The organism is Nocardioides ureilyticus (genome assembly GCF_051280745.1).
In the GTDB taxonomy this organism is placed as follows: Bacteria; Actinomycetota; Actinomycetes; order Propionibacteriales; family Nocardioidaceae; genus Nocardioides.
Genome location: NZ_JBNCOG010000009.1, coordinates 98,704 through 114,538 on the forward strand (window position 1 = coordinate 98,704; position 15,835 = coordinate 114,538).

The 15,835-nt window shown below is 73.5% G+C and carries 18 protein-coding genes and 1 pseudogene; 14 read left to right on the forward strand and 5 right to left on the reverse strand.

Annotated features, from left to right (window positions below; all coding sequences use genetic code 11):
- Positions 1–22: 22 nt before the first annotated feature.
- On the reverse strand, positions 23–271 hold the full coding sequence (locus tag ACSMHG_RS07165) for a mycoredoxin (protein WP_435743152.1): 249 nt from the start codon (positions 269–271) through the stop codon (positions 23–25).
- A gap of 74 nt (positions 272–345) precedes the next feature.
- Here ACSMHG_RS07165 and ACSMHG_RS07170 point away from each other — a divergent pair, with 74 nt between their 5' ends.
- The 6 genes and pseudogenes from ACSMHG_RS07170 to ACSMHG_RS07195 all read left to right on the forward strand — a co-directional run bounded on the left by ACSMHG_RS07170 (position 346) and on the right by ACSMHG_RS07195 (position 4,111).
- Positions 346–2,367 (forward strand): ATP-dependent DNA helicase UvrD2, encoded by a 2,022-nt coding sequence (locus tag ACSMHG_RS07170; RefSeq protein WP_435743154.1) that lies wholly within the window; start codon positions 346–348, stop codon positions 2,365–2,367.
- A 206-nt stretch (positions 2,368–2,573) separates the two neighbouring features.
- The gene (locus tag ACSMHG_RS07175; protein ID WP_435743156.1) at positions 2,574–2,798 is read left to right on the forward strand and encodes a hypothetical protein; all 225 of its coding nucleotides are present in this window, start codon (positions 2,574–2,576) and stop codon (positions 2,796–2,798) included.
- A gap of 133 nt (positions 2,799–2,931) precedes the next feature.
- Positions 2,932–3,276 (forward strand): WhiB family transcriptional regulator, encoded by a 345-nt coding sequence (locus ACSMHG_RS07180; RefSeq protein ID WP_435743158.1) that lies wholly within the window; start codon positions 2,932–2,934, stop codon positions 3,274–3,276.
- Positions 3,277–3,358: 82 nt separating this feature from the next.
- Positions 3,359–3,523 carry a hypothetical protein gene (locus ACSMHG_RS07185; RefSeq protein WP_435743160.1) on the forward strand — a complete coding sequence of 55 codons (165 nt, stop codon included), beginning with the start codon at positions 3,359–3,361 and terminating at the stop codon, positions 3,521–3,523.
- Positions 3,524–3,557: 34 nt separating this feature from the next.
- Positions 3,558–3,785 (forward strand): annotated as a pseudogene (locus ACSMHG_RS07190) (putative WhiB-interacting protein); the annotation flags it as partial.
- A 143-nt stretch (positions 3,786–3,928) separates the two neighbouring features.
- Positions 3,929–4,111: a hypothetical protein gene (locus tag ACSMHG_RS07195; protein WP_435743164.1), complete on the forward strand. Its 183-nt coding sequence runs from the start codon at positions 3,929–3,931 to the stop codon at positions 4,109–4,111.
- Positions 4,112–4,150: 39 nt separating this feature from the next.
- On the opposite strand, the gene ACSMHG_RS07200 is transcribed toward ACSMHG_RS07195, so the two are convergent.
- Together ACSMHG_RS07200 and ACSMHG_RS07205 are read right to left on the reverse strand one after the other, a co-directional pair.
- On the reverse strand, positions 4,151–4,993 hold the full coding sequence (locus tag ACSMHG_RS07200) for a hypothetical protein (RefSeq protein ID WP_435743166.1): 843 nt from the start codon (positions 4,991–4,993) through the stop codon (positions 4,151–4,153).
- A 170-nt stretch (positions 4,994–5,163) separates the two neighbouring features.
- A complete protein-coding gene (locus ACSMHG_RS07205; RefSeq protein ID WP_166133072.1) occupies positions 5,164–5,322 on the reverse strand; it encodes a DUF5679 domain-containing protein in 159 nt (52 codons plus the stop codon).
- Positions 5,323–5,489: 167 nt separating this feature from the next.
- Here ACSMHG_RS07205 and ACSMHG_RS07210 point away from each other — a divergent pair, with 167 nt between their 5' ends.
- The 3 genes from ACSMHG_RS07210 to ACSMHG_RS07220 all read left to right on the forward strand — a co-directional run bounded on the left by ACSMHG_RS07210 (position 5,490) and on the right by ACSMHG_RS07220 (position 8,245).
- Positions 5,490–6,284 carry an enoyl-CoA hydratase/isomerase family protein gene (locus ACSMHG_RS07210; RefSeq protein WP_435743169.1) on the forward strand — a complete coding sequence of 265 codons (795 nt, stop codon included), beginning with the start codon at positions 5,490–5,492 and terminating at the stop codon, positions 6,282–6,284.
- Between the two features lie 346 nt (positions 6,285–6,630).
- On the forward strand, positions 6,631–7,704 hold the full coding sequence (locus ACSMHG_RS07215) for a PHP domain-containing protein (RefSeq protein ID WP_435743171.1): 1,074 nt from the start codon (positions 6,631–6,633) through the stop codon (positions 7,702–7,704).
- A 10-nt stretch (positions 7,705–7,714) separates the two neighbouring features.
- Positions 7,715–8,245 (forward strand): M48 metallopeptidase family protein, encoded by a 531-nt coding sequence (locus ACSMHG_RS07220; protein ID WP_435743173.1) that lies wholly within the window; start codon positions 7,715–7,717, stop codon positions 8,243–8,245.
- On the opposite strand, the gene ACSMHG_RS07225 is transcribed toward ACSMHG_RS07220, so the two are convergent.
- Positions 8,182–8,823 (reverse strand): NUDIX hydrolase, encoded by a 642-nt coding sequence (locus tag ACSMHG_RS07225; RefSeq protein ID WP_435743175.1) that lies wholly within the window; start codon positions 8,821–8,823, stop codon positions 8,182–8,184. The genes ACSMHG_RS07220 and ACSMHG_RS07225 overlap by 64 nt on opposite strands.
- The gene (locus ACSMHG_RS07230; RefSeq protein ID WP_435743177.1) at positions 8,820–10,130 is read right to left on the reverse strand and encodes a zinc-dependent metalloprotease; all 1,311 of its coding nucleotides are present in this window, start codon (positions 10,128–10,130) and stop codon (positions 8,820–8,822) included. The genes ACSMHG_RS07225 and ACSMHG_RS07230 overlap by 4 nt, the downstream gene beginning before the upstream one ends.
- 101 nt (positions 10,131–10,231) lie before the next feature.
- On the opposite strand from ACSMHG_RS07230, the gene ACSMHG_RS07235 reads away from it, so the two are divergent.
- The 5 genes from ACSMHG_RS07235 (at position 10,232) to ACSMHG_RS07255 (ending at position 15,797) form a co-directional block, all read left to right on the forward strand.
- Entirely contained in the window at positions 10,232–10,660 is a 429-nt protein-coding gene (locus tag ACSMHG_RS07235) for a molybdenum cofactor biosynthesis protein MoaE (RefSeq protein ID WP_435743179.1), read from the forward strand.
- 60 nt (positions 10,661–10,720) lie between these two features.
- A complete protein-coding gene (locus tag ACSMHG_RS07240) occupies positions 10,721–10,966 on the forward strand; it encodes a hypothetical protein (RefSeq protein WP_435743181.1) in 246 nt (81 codons plus the stop codon).
- Between the two features lie 135 nt (positions 10,967–11,101).
- Positions 11,102–12,154 carry a YlbL family protein gene (locus ACSMHG_RS07245; protein ID WP_435743183.1) on the forward strand — a complete coding sequence of 351 codons (1,053 nt, stop codon included), beginning with the start codon at positions 11,102–11,104 and terminating at the stop codon, positions 12,152–12,154.
- Positions 12,151–12,774 (forward strand): PPA1309 family protein, encoded by a 624-nt coding sequence (locus ACSMHG_RS07250; RefSeq protein ID WP_435743185.1) that lies wholly within the window; start codon positions 12,151–12,153, stop codon positions 12,772–12,774. Before ACSMHG_RS07245 ends, ACSMHG_RS07250 begins: the two co-directional genes overlap by 4 nt.
- Positions 12,771–15,797 (forward strand): UPF0182 family membrane protein, encoded by a 3,027-nt coding sequence (locus ACSMHG_RS07255; RefSeq protein WP_435743187.1) that lies wholly within the window; start codon positions 12,771–12,773, stop codon positions 15,795–15,797. The genes ACSMHG_RS07250 and ACSMHG_RS07255 overlap by 4 nt, the downstream gene beginning before the upstream one ends.
- Positions 15,798–15,835: the final 38 nt, after the last annotated feature.

Below are 15,835 nucleotides of genomic sequence, written 5' to 3' on the forward strand. Positions count from 1 at the left end.
CCTGCCGACCGGGCGGCCCGCCTCAGGCCAGCGCGGCCAGCTTCTCCTTCACCTGCGCCAGCGACGGGTTGGTCATCGCGCTGCCGTCGGAGTAGACCAGCGTGGGCACCGTCTGGTTGCCGTTGTTCGCCGACTCGACGATCGCCGCGGCGTCGGGCTGCTGCTCGATGTCGACGATGTCGAAGGAGATCCCCTCCCGGTCGAGCTGGCTCTTGAGCCGGTGGCAGTAGCCGCACCACGGGGTCGTGTACATCGTGAACTGGCCGCTCATCTGGACTGTCGCCTCCGGCATCTAGGGTCTGGAACCGTCCGCTCCAACCACCGGTTCCCAGGAGTTGTTCCTCGATGACCCGCGCCGACGACCTGCTCGCCGCCCTCGACCCCGAGCAGCGTCGGGTCGCCGAGGCGCTGCGCGGACCGGTCCGGGTGCTGGCCGGTGCCGGCACGGGGAAGACCCGGGCGATCACGCACCGGATCGCCTACGGCGTGGCGACCGGCGTCTACGCCCCCACGGAGGTCCTGGCGGTCACCTTCACCACCCGCGCCGCCGGCGAGATGCGCGGCCGGCTGCGGGCGCTCGGCGCCGGCGGGGTGCAGGCGCGGACGTTCCACTCGGCCGCCCTGCGCCAGCTGCGGTACTTCTGGCCGCAGGTCCACGGGACCGAGCTCCCGTCCCTGGTGGAGTCGAAGATCGGGCTGCTGGCGACGGCGGCACGGCGCCGTCGGGTCCAGGCCGACCAGGCGCTGCTGCGCGACCTCGCCTCGGAGGTCGAGTGGGCGAAGGTGAGCAACGTCCAGCCCGACGACTACGCCCGGGTGGCGGCCGCGCGGGGCCGCACCGTCACGAACCTCGACGCCGAGACCGTGGGCCGGCTCTTCGGCAGCTACGAGGACGTCAAGCGCGAGGCCGGCCGGATGGACATGGAGGACGTCCTGCTGCTCAACGCCGGGCTGCTGGCCGAGGACGAACGGGTCGCCGCGCAGGTGCGCCGGCAGTACAAGTGGTTCGTCGTCGACGAGTTCCAGGACGTCTCGCCCCTCCAGTCCGCGCTGCTCGACCTGTGGCTCGGCGGGCGCCACGAGATCTGCGTCGTGGGCGACCCCGCGCAGACGATCTACTCCTTCGCCGGGGCCGACGCCGCCTACCTCCGCGAGTTCCCCGCCCAGCACCCCGGCACCACCTCCGTCGAGCTGGTGCGCAACTACCGGTCCACGCCGCAGGTCGTGGAGGCGGCCAACACCTTGCTGGCCGGCACCTCGAGCCAAGGGGTCGACCTGCGGGCGCAGCGTCCCGCCGGGCCGCAGGTCACCTACTCCGCGCGGCCCGACGAGGTGGCCGAGGCGGAGGACGTCGCCGCCCGCGTCCTCGCCCTGCGGTCGGCCGGCCGCCCGTTGGGCGAGATCGCGATCCTCTTCCGCATCAACGCCCAGTCCGAGGCGTTCGAGGAGGCGCTGGCCGCCCGCCGCATCCCGTACGTCGTCCGGGGCGCGGCCCGCTTCTTCGACCGGGCCGAGGTGCGCGAGGCCGTCACCCGCATCCGTGGGGCCGCCCGCTCCGGCGAGGGCGTGGGCGTCGTCGACACGGTGACCGGTGTCCTCGGCGGGATGGGCTGGACCGCCGAGGCGCCCTCGGCCCGTGGGCAGACCCGCGACCGCTGGGAGTCCTGGCAGGCGCTGGTCGACCAGGCCGGTGAGTTCGAGGCCGGCGGGGGGACGCTCGAGGCGTTCGTCGCCGATCTCGACCGCCGGGCCGCCGAGCAGCACGCCCCCGTGGCGGACGGCGTCACGCTGGCCACCTTCCACGCGGCCAAGGGCCTCGAGTGGGACTCGGTCTTCCTCTGCGGGCTCCAGGACGGCACGTTGCCCATCACCTACGCCGACACCCCGGCCGCGGTGGAGGAGGAGCGCCGACTGCTCTACGTCGGCATGACCCGGGCGCGGGTCGACCTCGCCCTCTCCTGGGCGATGGCCCGCCAGCCGGGCGGTCGGGCGGCGCGGAAGCCGTCGCGGTTCCTGACGCCGCTGCTCCCCGACGACGCGCGGACGCAGGACCAGCCGCGGCGGCGCAAGCTCGCCACCTGCCGGGAGTGCGGTGCGCCGCTGACCAGCGCGGTCGAGAAGAAGCGGGGCCGGTGCCACGACTGCCCGGCGTCGTACGACGAGGAGCTCTACGAGCGGCTCCGGGGCTGGCGCAAGGAGCGCGCCGACAGCGAGTCGGTGCCGGCGTTCGTGGTCTTCACCGACGCCACGCTCCAGCTCATCGCCGAGCAGAAGCCCCGCACGCCGGAGGCCCTCCTGCGGATCAGCGGTATAGGCAGGTCGAAGGTCGAGCGGTACGGCGAGGACGTCCTGGCGCTGGTCGGCTGAGCCGTTCCTGCAGGTCAGCACCGGCTTCTCGCCCCACGCGGGGAGGCGGCACCCGGTTGCCTCCGCAGCCGGTGCAAAAAATTCTCGGAAATGCCCGGTAATTCATTTGCCGCCCGCGGACGCGGGGCGATAACTTCCCTTCACCAGCCCAACGCGCACCACGGTCCTGACACGACCGGCGCCCGCACACCGGAGGAGGTGGACCCGTGAACAGCATGACGACGAACCAGATGGCTCTGTGCCCGTCTGGCTTTGCCCTGCCCGCGCGCGGCCACGCCTCCGCGACGGCCGCCTCCTCGGCCGTCGTGACGGTGGCCGTCACGGGCTCGCTGTCCGCCGCCGCGACCGCTGCTGCGTGGACCAAGGGCGATCTGCGCCTCGTTCCGGCGCGCATCCGGGGGACCAGTGCCTGGAGACCACCGATCTGCTGACCACCAGCAGCATCGGCAGCCTCCAGGCCGCGGAACCCGAGAACCGGGATCCGCGGCCTTTTCGTTTCCCCGGCCGCGGACGAACCCACCGACCCGCACCACCCGCGACGAAGGACTGGAAGGAGGTGAACACATGACTGCCAGCGTTCTCGACCGACCCCGTGCCGACGGGGCGAGTGCCGAGGAGCCGGGTGACGAGCCGAGCCTCGGCCGGCTGCACGACCGGGCCGCCGAGGTCGACCAGGAGCTCCTGCCCTGCCGGGCGAACAACCCCGAGCTCTGGTTCGCCGAGTCGCCCAGCGACGTGGAGCAGGCCAAGGCCCTGTGCCAGGGCTGCCCCGTCCGCTCCCTCTGCCTGGACGGCGCCCTGGAGCGGCGCGAGCCGTGGGGTGTCTGGGGCGGACAGCTCTTCCTGCAAGGCGTGGTGATCCCGCGCAAGCGCCCCCGGGGCCGGCCGCGCAAGACCGACGCCGCCTGACCGACCCGCACCACCAGCACCCCCGCACCACCGGCCCCACCCGCACCACCGACCAACCACGACGACACCCGAAGGACTCGCCATGATCCACCTCCATGCCGAGCTCGCCCGCGCGGACATGACCGCCCGGGTGGGCGACGCACAGCGCGCCGGCCGCTCCCGGCAGCTGGCCCGGGCCGTCCGACTGCACCGCAAGGCGGAGACCGCCGCGCAGCAGGCCCGGACCGCCATCGCGCGCACGCTCTGAGCACCGCGGCCGACCGGCCACCGACCCGACACCCGAAGGAGCCGAAGAGATGACCACCTCGATGACCCCCACCGACCTGACCCACCCGAGCACCGAGACCTGTTCTCTCCACGAAGCCCTGGCCCGTGCACAAATGCCCGGGCGCCTGGGAGAGGCGCACCCGTCCCGTCCGAGCACCGAGCGGACCTGGCCCGCGCGCCTGGGGCGTCGTGCGGAGCAGGCCGCCCACCAGGCGCGCCTCGCGTTGGCCAGGGCGCTGTGAGCCGGGGCCAGCACCGGCCACCGGTGCCCGTCCCGGGCTGAGCGGCTGGCCCGGTCCGTACGGAGCCCGGCGCGACCCGACGTCGCGCCGGGCTCCGCCGTGCCTGCGCCGAGACCGGCCGGACCGGCGCTACCGTCGGGGGGATGAGCGAGCCGGAGCAGCGACCCCGCACCTGCGACTGGTGCGGGCGACAGGAGAGCGACCTCGTCCGCAGCCTCAGCTGGACGACGGCGGTCGAACGCGACCGACCCCGGACCTTCTGCGACACCTGCTCGCGTGAGCACCTGCGCGCGATGGAGGGGAAGCTGGACAGCGACTCCTGGTGAGCACCCGCCGGGGAGGCCGGCCGCAGCGCCGGTGACGGCTCAGCCGGTCGCCTGGCGCAGGAAGTCGGCCCACCCGCACCCGCAGTGCGGGTGACGCGCGATCGACCGCGGCTCGGGGACGCCCGTCGGTCCGATGGCGAAGCAGGCGCCCCACGTCGTGGGTCGGTCGCCGTCGACCCAGGCCACCAGGTCACGGACGGCCCACGCCAGGGCCAGGGTGAGCGTGACCGGGTCCGGCGGTGGCGCGGCGGCGCGCGCCGCCTGCTCGACCACGAGCGCCCGTCGCGGGTCGCGCTCGCCCAGGTGCGCGTCGTCGCACCGCAGGCAGGGCGAGGCGCCCGGCGCGACGAACGGCCCGACGACACGTCCGCCACCTCGTCCGGAGACCACCAGGTGCGGCATGCCGTCGCGCATGCAGGCGTCGACCCGAGCGCGGGCCACCTCCCCGTGGGCGACCACGAGGTGGACGTCGCCCGTGCCCGTGGAGGCGGTGCCGAGCCCGGCGTCGCGCAGCAGCGTGCGGAGCGGGTCGTCGACACCGGCCGGCGCGTCCCAGGAGACCCGGGCCGCTGCTCGGGCGGCCAAGCGACGGGGAGCGTCGTCCCCGTGGCCGGCCCACGCCGCCTCGACGGTGGCGACGGGCGCGGCCGGCGGGGCCGCCCTCCCGCGATCGACGAGCGCGCCGGCGGCCGCCAGCGCTTGGATCACCCGCGACGTCGCCGGGCCGGCAGCGGGCTCCTCGCCGCGGCTCAGGGCATCGAGCACGCGGCGTACGTCGGGGTGGTCGGCCAGCACCACGCGGAGCGGTGGATCGATGCCGACCTGCAGGTGGCCGTCGTCGCGTCGTACGACGGCGAGGCCGGGGCGGAGCGAGCGGGGCATGCCCGCAGCCTCACACGAGGAGGCCCCAGCCGCCGGGGCTCTCCACAGGGCCATCGGACGCGCACGACGACCTGGGAGACGACTCCGGCGGCGCCCCCTCAGGGGGCGCCGCCGGTCAGTCGGGGACTGCGTGATCCGAGGCCGACTCGAGGGCCGACTCGAGCGTCAGCTCAGGCCTTGCCCAGGATCCGGTTGAGGTTGGTGCTGCAGACGGGGCAGGTCGCCTTGGCCATGCGGGTGCCCTTGTCGTTGACCTTGACCTCGCCCTCGGCCTCGCGCTTCTCCTTGCACTTGACGCAGTAGAACTCGCCGCTCCAGGTCTCCGCCATGACGGCCTCCTCGCTTCTTCTCACTTCGGTCGTCGCGACGGGGATCGTCGGATGGCCCGTCGGAGCCCGGGGGCGGTCGCCACCGGGCCGCTCCGACACTACGTCACCGCGCGCCGCGGCCGTGGGAGGCGTGCCGGGGCCGGGCGGCGGCTCAGTACTCTGCGCCCATGGCTGACCTCACCCACCTCCGCCTCGACCGCACCGACGACGGCGTGGCCGTGCTGACCCTGGACAACCCCGACATGCGCAACGCGATGTCGGACGAGATGACCGCCTCCTGGACGGCGGCGATCGACGAGCTCGCGGCCGACCGATCGGTGCGCGTGGTCGTCGTGACGGGGGAGGGGTCGGCGTTCTGCTCCGGTGGCAACACCGGCTGGATCGCCAGCGAGCCCGAGGCCTCGGTGGACTACCTGCGGACGCGGATGATGGCCTTCTACCGCGCCTGGCTCTCCATCCGCAGGCTGGAGGTCCCGACCATCGCCGCCGTCAACGGCGCCGCCATCGGTGCCGGCCTGTGCCTGGCGCTGGCCTGCGACCTCCGCTACGCCGCGCGGGGCGCCAAGCTCGGGGCACCGTTCGTCAAGCTCGGCATGCACGCCGGTATGGCCGGCACCTACCTGCTGCCCAACGTGGTCGGCGAGGCGCACGCCCGCGACCTGCTGCTGACCGGCCGCGTCGTCGAGGCCGACGAGGCGCTGGCGATGGGCATGGTCTCCCGCGTGATCGAGCCGGACGCCTTCCACGACGAGGTGCTCGCGACCGCCCGCGAGGTCGCCGCCACCGCGCCCATCGCGAGCCGGCTGACGAAGCTCGCCCTGATGGACGGCGGGCACCGCGACTTCGAGTCCTGCGTCCAGTGGGAGGCGATGGCGCAGCCGATCACCCTCGCCACCGCCGACCTGCAGGAGGGCATCCGCGCCAGCAAGGAGAAGCGGCGCCCGGTCTTCGTCGGCGAGTGACGCCGGGCCGTCCGCACGACGGCCAGATGGCGAGGCCCCCGGCCGGCGCTGGTGACACCCGCCTTCCCCTTGCGTGTGTCGAGCGCCGGCCCGGGGGCCTCGTCGGACCCCCACGCTAGGTTCGGGACGGACACCGGTCAACGGCACGCGGTCCACGCCTGTGGATGGCCCTGTGGATGACGCTGGGGACAGTGCCGCTGGACGGTGGATGGACCGGCCCCCGGAGGGGAGGGGCCTGTGGAGGAGCGGTCGTCGAACCACCGCAGGTCGCCGCTGACCAGCCGGGATGTCTGTCCACCGCCTGTGGACAACAATTGCCCAGATCCGATCGCGAGGAGGAGCCGCCGTGGGTGAGCCACCGACGTCGGGGGAGCCCTACACCGCCGGACCCGTGGCCGCGCTCCGACGCATCGCCTTCCTCCTCGAGCGGGCCCGGGAGGACACCTACAAGGTCAAGGCCTACCGAGGGGCCGCCGCGGCGATCCTGCCCCTGCCGGCCGCGGACGTCACGCGGATGGTCGAGGAGGGCACGCTGACCGACCTGCCCGGGGTCGGCACGTCGTCGGGCCGGGTGATCGCGGAGGCGGTGCGCGGCGAGACGCCTCGACGGCTCGCGGAGCTCGAGGCGGCGCACGCCGGGCCGCTCACCGACAGCGGCCACGACCTCCGTGCCGCCCTCCGCGGCGACCTCCACTCCCACTCCGACTGGTCCGACGGCGGTTCGCCGATCGAGGAGATGGCGATGACCGCGATGGAGCTCGGCCACGAGTACCTCGTGCTCACCGACCACTCCCCACGGCTCAAGGTCGCCCGGGGGCTGAGCGCCGAGCGGCTGACCCGGCAGCTCGGCGTGGTCGACGCCGTGAACGAGCACCTCGGCCCTTCGACAGGCTCAGGCCGAGCGGCCTTCACGCTGCTCAAGGGCATCGAGGTGGACATCCTCGACGACGGCGGGCTCGACCAGACCGAGGAGATGCTCGACCGGCTCGACGTGCGGGTGGCGAGCGTGCACTCCAAGCTGCGGATGGAGGCGTCCGCGATGACCCGGCGGATGGTCGCCGCCACCCGGAACCGGCACATGAACGTGCTGGGCCACTGCACCGGCCGCCTGGTGACCGGCGGCCGCGGCACCCGGCCTCCGTCGCAGTTCGACGCCCGCGCGGTCTTCGAGTCGTGCGCCGAGCACGACGTCGCGGTGGAGATCAACTCCCGCCCGGAGCGGCGCGACCCGCCCACCGAGCTGCTGGAGCTGGCCCGCGACCTCGGGTGCGTCTTCTCCATCGACAGCGACGCGCACGCGCCGGGCCAGCTGGACTTCCTCTGGTACGGCGCGGAGCGGGCGGCCGAGGCCGGCATCGAACCCGACCGGATCGTCAACACGTGGTCGAAGGAGCGCCTGCTGGAGTGGGCGAGGAAGTAGTTTTCCTCACATGGCGGATCACGCGGCGGTCGAGGTGCGCCGCTCCAAGCGGCGGCGCCGGACCGTCTCGGCGTACCGCGAGGGGGAGCGGATCGTCGTCCTGGTCCCTGCCAGCCTCTCCCGCCGGGAGGAGGAGGACTGGGTGGAGAAGATGGTCGCCCGCCTCGAGCGCTCCGAGCGCCGGCTGCGCCCGTCCGACGACGAGCTGATGGCCCGGGCCCTGGTCCTCAACGACCGCTACCTGGGCGGCATCGCGGTGCCCGAGTCGGTGCGCTGGGTCGCCAACCAGCACACCCGCTGGGGCTCCTGCAGCCCGGGGGACCGGGCGATCCGGCTCTCGGCGCGGCTGCAGGGCATGCCGGCGTGGGTGATCGACTACGTGATCGTCCACGAGCTCGCGCACCTCATCGAGGCCGGCCATGACGCCCGGTTCTGGGCCTGGGTGGAGCGTTACCCGCAGACCGAGCGGGCGAAGGGCTACCTGGAGGGCTGGTCCGCGGCGGCGCGGGTGGACCCGCCGTCGAGCGCGGACGCCGGCTGATCCGACCGCGACCCGGCGACCAGGGCTCCCTCGGCGAGCCGGACCAGGGCCAGCTCGACCAGGTCGGCGAGCTCCGGGTCCGGCAGGCCGGTCACCGGCCACCACCGCAGGTCGATCGACTCCTCGCTCACCTGGTGCACCGCGCCGGCGGGGGCCACGGCCAGGAACCGGACGTCGAGGTGGTGGACGGGACGGTCTGCGTCGTCCGTGGTCCCGCAGAACGGCACGGCGTGCTCGGAGAGGTGGACTGGTGCGTCGTCGACCACGAGCCCCTCGATGCCGGACTCCTCGGTGGCCTCCCGCAGCGCCGCGCCGGCGAGCGTGGTGTCACCGGGCTCGCAGTGGCCGCCGAGTTGGAACCACCGCTGCGCCTTGCCGTGCAGGGTGAGCAGCACGTGCTCCGCGCTGGCGTCGACGACCAGGGTGCTGGCCGTGACGTGGTCGGGCCGGCACGACCGGTCGAGGCCGTCGGGGTGGGCGCGCAGGTGGGCGACGTACCGCTCGCGAAGGGCCTCCTGGTCCGGCGTCGGGGCCACCCAGCGACCGAGCGTGCCGGTCGCGTCCGCGTGGAGCGTCACTCGTCGGGGTCGAGGAGCTTGCGCAGCTCGGCGTCGAAGTCCTCGTCGGTGAGCGCCTCGGGTGCCGCGGCGTCCTCGCGGAAGCCCAGCGGGTCGTCGAGGTCGGCGGCCGTGGGGAGCAGGTCGGGGTGCATCCACACGCCGTCGCGGGCCTCGACGCCCTGCCGCGTGCGCAGCGAGCCCCAGAGGGTGGAGGCGTCCCGCAGGCGCCGGGGCCGCAGCTCGAGGCCGACGAGCGAGGCGAAGGTCTGCTCGGCGGGTCCGCCCGCGGCGCGGCGGCGGCGGACCGCCTCCTGCATCTTCGCGGCGGCCGGCATCCGCTCCGCCGTGGCCTGGCCGACGACCTCGTCGACCCAGCCCTCGACGAGCGCCAGCACGGTCTCGAGCCGCTGCAGCGCCGCCTCCTGCTGCGGCGAGCGCGGCATGTCGAAGAGGCCGCCCTCGAGCAGCTGCTGCATCGACTCGGGGTTGGTCGGGTCGACGCCGCGCATCTGCTCCTCGATGCGGGCCTGGATGCCCTCGGCGTTGATCTCCACGCCGCGCGCGTAGTCGGTCACCGCGCCGATCACGTGCTCGCGGAGCCACGGGACGTGGGCGAAGAGGCGCTGGTGCGCGGCCTCGCGCAGCGCGAGGTAGAGCAGCACGTCGTCCTCGGTGACGTCGAGGCCCTCGGCGAAGCCGGCGATGTTGGCGGGCACCAGTGCCGCCCGTCCGGGCGTGGCGAGCGGGACACCGACGTCGGAGACGCTGAGCACCTCGCCGGCGAGCGCGCCGAGCGCCGAGCCCACCTGGGTCCCGAGCATCGCGCCCACGGCCTTGCCGAGCATGCCGATGATCGGCCCCGCCTGGGCCCGCGCCTCGGGCGGCAGCGCCTGGGCGATGCCCTGCGTCGACTGCAGCGCGACCGGCTCGACGAGCACCTTCCAGACGTCGACGGTGCCGACGAGCCACTCGGCGCGACTCCACGCCGTCGTCGAGGTGACCCCGGAGGGGAAGGAGGTGGTGGCGTCGAGCCAGTGGTCGGCGAGGCGGAGGGCGTCGGCGACGGCGTCCTTCTGCTTCTGCGTCGGGCTCGGGTCGGGCTGCGCCACGGCCTTGCGGGCGTTGTCGAGGGCCAGGTCCCAGTTGAGCGGGCCGTCGTAGGGCTGCATCATCGCCTGGATCTGGCCGAACAGCTGGCTCAGGTCGGGCATGCCGGGGACCCCGGCCGGGAAGCCTCCGGCGCCCCCGGAGAAGAACGCCTCGAAGGGTGTGCCGCGGAACGGGTTCTGGCCGTCGTCGGGGCGGTCCGCCGGGTCGTCGCTCATGGCCCCCACGGTACGCCGCCGCCCCAGCCCCTGTGGGCCGGTGGGCGGCCTGGTGGGCGGGCTGGTGGGCGGCCCGGTCGGCTGCGGTCTAGGGTCGCTCCATGGCCCATCCCGCCGTCAGGCTCGTCGGACTCCGCGACGTACCTCTCGACGTCGAGGAGGTGCTCGCCTCCCTGGACGACGACGCCGCCGGCGGCCTGGTCCTCTTCGTCGGCCGGGTGCGCGACCACGACGGCGGCAAGGGCGTGACCGGCCTCGACTACTCCGCCCACCCCACGGCGCTGGAGCGGCTGACGGCGGTGTGCGAGCGGGTGGCCGAGGCGCACGACGTGCACGGCGTGGCCGCGGTGCACCGGGTCGGCAGCCTCGCGATCGGCGACGCGGCCGTGGTGGTGGCCACCGCCTCCGCCCACCGGGGAACGGCGTTCGAGGCCTCCCGCGACCTCATCGACACCCTCAAGGCGGAGGTGCCGATCTGGAAGCACCAGCGCTTCGGCGACGGCACCGAGGAGTGGGTGGGATCGCCCTGACCGGACAGCCGGCCCGCGTGGCTCCGCTCGAGGGCGGCTCGCCGGTCCTAGCCTGGCTCCGTGGAGATCCTGCTGTGGCTCGTGCCGCCGGCCGTCGTGACGGTCGCAGCGATGGGCTGGGTCAGCTGGGCGGGTCGCGAGCGGCGCGGAGAGGTCGACCGGGACGTCGCCGTGCAGCGTCTGGCCGCCGCGCTGGAGCGCGAGCCGCGGGGAGGTGTCGTCCCCCGGCCGCCGAAGCCGGCCCGCGACGCTCGGGAGGACCGCAGCACCGGCGTCGCCGTACGCCCCTCGCGACGCGCGTCCTGAGCCGGCCTCCGTGGCGGCCGACCGGCCCGGCGGTGTCGCCGGGTGTCGCGGTGGTGTGTGCGGTGTTTTGGGGCAGGCCGCCAGCGGGTACGGCACCCGCACACGCGCCTTGTGGCCGGGTGAGACAGTTGCGCCATGACGCAGCGCACGATCGCGGCCCTCGTGGCGCTCCCGCTGGTGGTCGCCCTGCTCGTGGCCGCCGCCCGGGCGCCGCTGCCGTACGTCACCTACGAGCCCGGTCTCACGGTCGACGTGCTCGGTGAGACCGGTGGCCAGGAGATCGTCCAGGTCGACGGCGAGCAGACCTACCGCGACGGCGGCGAGCTGCGGATGACGACCGTCTTCGTCTCCCGCCCCAAGGCCGAGGTCAACCTCTTCGAGGTCATGGCCGACTGGATCAGCGACGAGGACGCGGTCTACCCCTACGACGCCGTCTACGACCGCGGCACCACCAACGAGGAGAGCGCGACCAGGGGGGCCATCGACATGGTCTCCTCCCAGGACGCCGCCACCGCGGTGGCCCTCACCGAGCTCGGCTACGACGTGGAGCCGGCCATCGAGGTGCTCTTCGTGACCGAGGGGACGCCGGCGGACGGCCGGCTCGAGCCCCGCGACCTGCTGCTGGAGGCGGGCGGTGAGCCGGTCGAGCGCGCGCAGGACGTGGTCGACGCGGTCAAGGCGGCCGGGGTCGGCGAGCCGGTCGAGTTCACGGTCCGCCGGGGCGGTGAGCGCCGGACGGTGCAGGTGGAGCCGGAGCAGGTCGACGGCGGGCCGCAGATCGGCATCCGGCTGGGCACCGGCTACACCTTCCCGTTCGAGGTCTCGGTGGACATCGACGACTCGATCGGCGGCCCCAGCGCCGGGCTGATGTTCTCCCTGGCCATCTACGACACGCTGACCGAGGGCTCGCTGACCGGTGGCGGCACGGTCGCCGGCACGGGCACCATCGACGTCGAGGGGAACGTCGGGCCGATCGGCGGCATCCAGCAGAAGATCGTCGGGGCCCGCGACGACGGCGCCGGGCTCTTCCTGGTGCCCCAGGAGAACTGCGCCGACGCCCTCGGCGCCCCGAACGGCGACATGCGGCTGGCCCGCGCCGACACCATGCACGACGCCGTCGAGGCCATCGAGGCCTGGGTCGACGACCCCGAGGGCGCCGAGCTGCCGAGCTGCGAGGAGGTCGCGTGACCGAGGTGCCCCACGAGCCCCCCACCCCCGAGGGGCTCCTCGACGACCTGGACGTCGACCCCGCGCTGGCGACGGCGGTGCTCGAGGTCGAGGCCCACCTCGCCGGCGACGGCTGGGACCAGCCGGCCCGGCTCTACGCGCTGGTCGACACCGGTGCGCTGGTGCGCCAGGAGCCGGTCCTGGCCGCGCAGATGGGGCTCGACGCCTCCTCGGAGGAGGGGTCGCTGACCGCGGTCGAGCAGGACCAGCTCCCGCCCGACGTGCCGCTGGAGCAGGTGCTCGAGACCATCGTGTGGCCGCACGGCGTCACGGGCTGCGTCGCGGTCGTCGAGCGGCTGGTGCTCCCGCCGGACGTGGACGGCCAGGTCCCCGAGGACCCCGCCGAGGCCGAGCAGTTCGCCTCGAACCACCCCGACCGCCAGGAGGTCCGCATCGTCGCGGGCGTCACGCGGGACGGCTCGACGTACTGCGCGCTGCGGCTGCGCGCGCACGACGACGACCAGTCGGTCGTCGGGGGCGCCGACCTGGTGCCCGGTCTGCTGAGGCTGCTGCAGGCCACGCTGGAGGAGACCACCGCCGGACCCGGCGGTGAGGACGGCATGACGGAGGAACACGCGTGAGCGACCTGTTCGACGACGACCCGCGGGACACCGCGCCGCCCGAGCGGGAGGTGCCGCGCCGTTCGCGTGCGCTGGTCATCACCGCGGTCGTGCTCGTCGTGGCCTTCTTCGGTCTCACGACGTTCGCGGCCTTCTACACCGACCGCCTCTGGTACCGCGGCGTCGGCTTCGGCTCCGTCTTCACCACGCTCTTCTGGACCCGGACCGGGCTCTTCCTGGTCTTCGGTGCCCTGATGGCGCTGGTCGTGGCGCTCAACGCGTGGCTGGCCTACCGCTACCGGCCGCTCTTCCGGCCGACCTCGCCCGAGCAGTCGAGCCTGGACCGCTACCGCGACGCGGTGACCCCGATCCGCACCTGGCTGCTGGTCGGCACCGCCGCGGTCCTGGGTCTCTTCGCCGGGACCTCGGGCGCGGGGGAGTGGCGCAGCTACCTGCTGTGGCGCAACGGAACCGCCTTCGGCACCGACGACCCGTACTTCTCCCGCGACATCGGCTTCTACGTCTTCGACCTGCCGTGGTTCCACTTCCTCGTCGACTTCACGATGGCGGTGGTCGTCATCTCGCTGCTGGCCGCGGCGGTGGTGCACTACCTGTACGGCGGCATCCGGCTGCAGGCGCCGCGGGACCGGCTCTCCGGCGCCGCGCAGGCGCAGCTCTCCGCGCTGCTCGGCGTCTTCGTGCTGGCGAAGGGTCTGGACTACTACCTCGACCGGTTCGACCTCGTCACCGGGTCGGGCGGACCGTTCACCGGCATGAGCTACACCGACGACCACGCCGTGCTGCCGGCCAAGAACATCCTGATGGGCATCGCGGTCGTCTGCGCGGTGCTGTTCTTCCTCAACATCTGGCGCCGGACCTGGCTGCTGCCCTCGATGGGCCTGGCCCTGCTCGCGCTCTCCGCGGTCCTGCTCGGCCTGATCTGGCCGGGCGCGGTCCAGCAGTTCCAGGTCAAGCCGTCCGAGGCGGACCGGGAGGAGCCCTACCTGAAGGCCAACATCGACGCGACCCGCGCGGCGTACGACGTGGAGGACGTCGAGGTGCAGGACTTCACCAGCACGCCGGCGTCCGACGCGACCGTGGCGAGCCTCGACGAGGAGACCTCCTCGATCCCGCTCGTCGACCCGCTGCTGGTCCGCGACGCGTTCGAGCAGAACCAGCAGGTGCGCGCCTACTACACCGTGGCCGACGTCCTCGACGTCGACCGGTACGACATCGAGGGGGAGGACCGGGCGCTGGTGCTCGGCGTCCGTGAGCTGGACACCTCCGGCATCCCCGACGGCGACCGGAACTGGTTGAACCTGCACACCGTCTACACCCACGGCAACGGGATCATCGCCGCCTACGCCAACCAGCGCCCCGAGGACAACGGCGCCCAGATCGACGTCGACGAGGCGGAGGGTGACGACGCGGGCATCGAGTGGGCGGAGGGCAACGGCGCCGGCCAGAACGACCTCACCGAAGCCACCGACGGGTTCGAGACGCGGGTCTACTACGGCGAGATGAGCCCGGAGTACTCCATCGTGGGCAAGCCGAGCGAGGACGCCCCCGACATCGAGCTGAACCTGCCCACCGGTGGGGAGGACGCGGGTGCGACGACCACGACGTACGAGGCGGATGGCGACGTCGCCGTCGGCGGCTTCTTCAACCAGCTGATGTACGCCGTCAAGTACGGCGAGCCGAACTTCCTGCTCTCGGACCGGGTCAACGAGAACAGCCGGATCCTCTACGACCGGCGTCCGCGGGAGCGGGTGCAGAAGGTCGCCCCGTGGCTGACCGTCGACGCCGACCCGTACCCGGCCGTGGTCGACGGGCGGATCCTGTGGATCCTCGACGGCTACACCACCACCGACCGCTACCCGCAGGCCGAGCGCGAGTCGCTGGACACGATGACCGACGACGCGCTCGACACTCCCGGCGCGCTGCGGACGATCCCCACCGACGAGATCAACTACATGCGCAACGCGGTCAAGGCCACGGTCGACGCCTACACCGGCGAGGTGACCATCTACGCCTGGGACGAGGAAGACCCGCTGCTGGAGGCGTGGAGCAACGCCTTCCCCGGCACCGTGACGCCGCGTGCGCAGATCCCCGAGTCGCTGATGGAGCACCTGCGCTACCCCGAGGACCTCTTCAAGGTCCAGCGCTACCAGTACGCGCGCTACCACGTCACCGACCCCCGGGACTTCTACCAGGCGAACAACCGCTGGGAGGTCCCGGAGGACCCGTACACCGAGAACCGGCTGCAGCCGCCGTACCGGCTCTTCGTCGACCAGCCGGGCGACGACGCACAGGACGAGCAGTTCTCGCTGACCTCGGTCTTCGTGCCGTACCAGAAGAACAACCTGGCGGCGTTCGTGTCGGTCAACGGCGACGCGACCAGCGAGGACTACGGCGAGATGCGGGTGCTGGAGCTGCCCAACGAGCAGACCCCCGGACCGGGTCAGGTGGCCAACCAGTTCGCCTCCGACCCTGACGTGGCCGACCAGCTCGCGCAGTTCAACCGCTCGGGCGCCCGCCCGGTCTACGGCAACCTGCTGACGCTGCCGATCGGCGAGGGGCTGATGTACGTCCAGCCCGTCTACGCCACCCGTGAGCTCTCGGACTCGAGCTTCCCGATCCTGCGGTACGTGCTGGTCAAGTACGGCGACGACATCGCCTACGGCCCGACGCTGCGGGACGCGCTCGCGAGCCTGCTCGGCGTCTCCGGCGACTCGGGAGGCTCCGTCGACGAGCCCTCGCCGGGTGGCGGCGGCGATGGCGGTGACGAGGGCGGCGAGCTCACCGGCACCCGCGCGGAGCGGATCCGGCAGCTGCTGAGCACGGCCGAGACGGCGTTCGCCACTGCGCGCGAGGCGCTGCAGGACGGGGACCTCGCGGAGTACCAGCGCCAGGTCGACCGCGCCGAGCGGGCGATCGCCGACGCCGTCGAGCTGTCCGGGCAGTCGGGTGAGGTGACCGACCAGGGCGACGAGGGCGACGCCGGGAGCGGCGCCACGGACGAGGCGGACCCGGCCGCCGAGTAGGCCGGACACGGTCGGGGGACCCCCGATTTGTGTGGCTC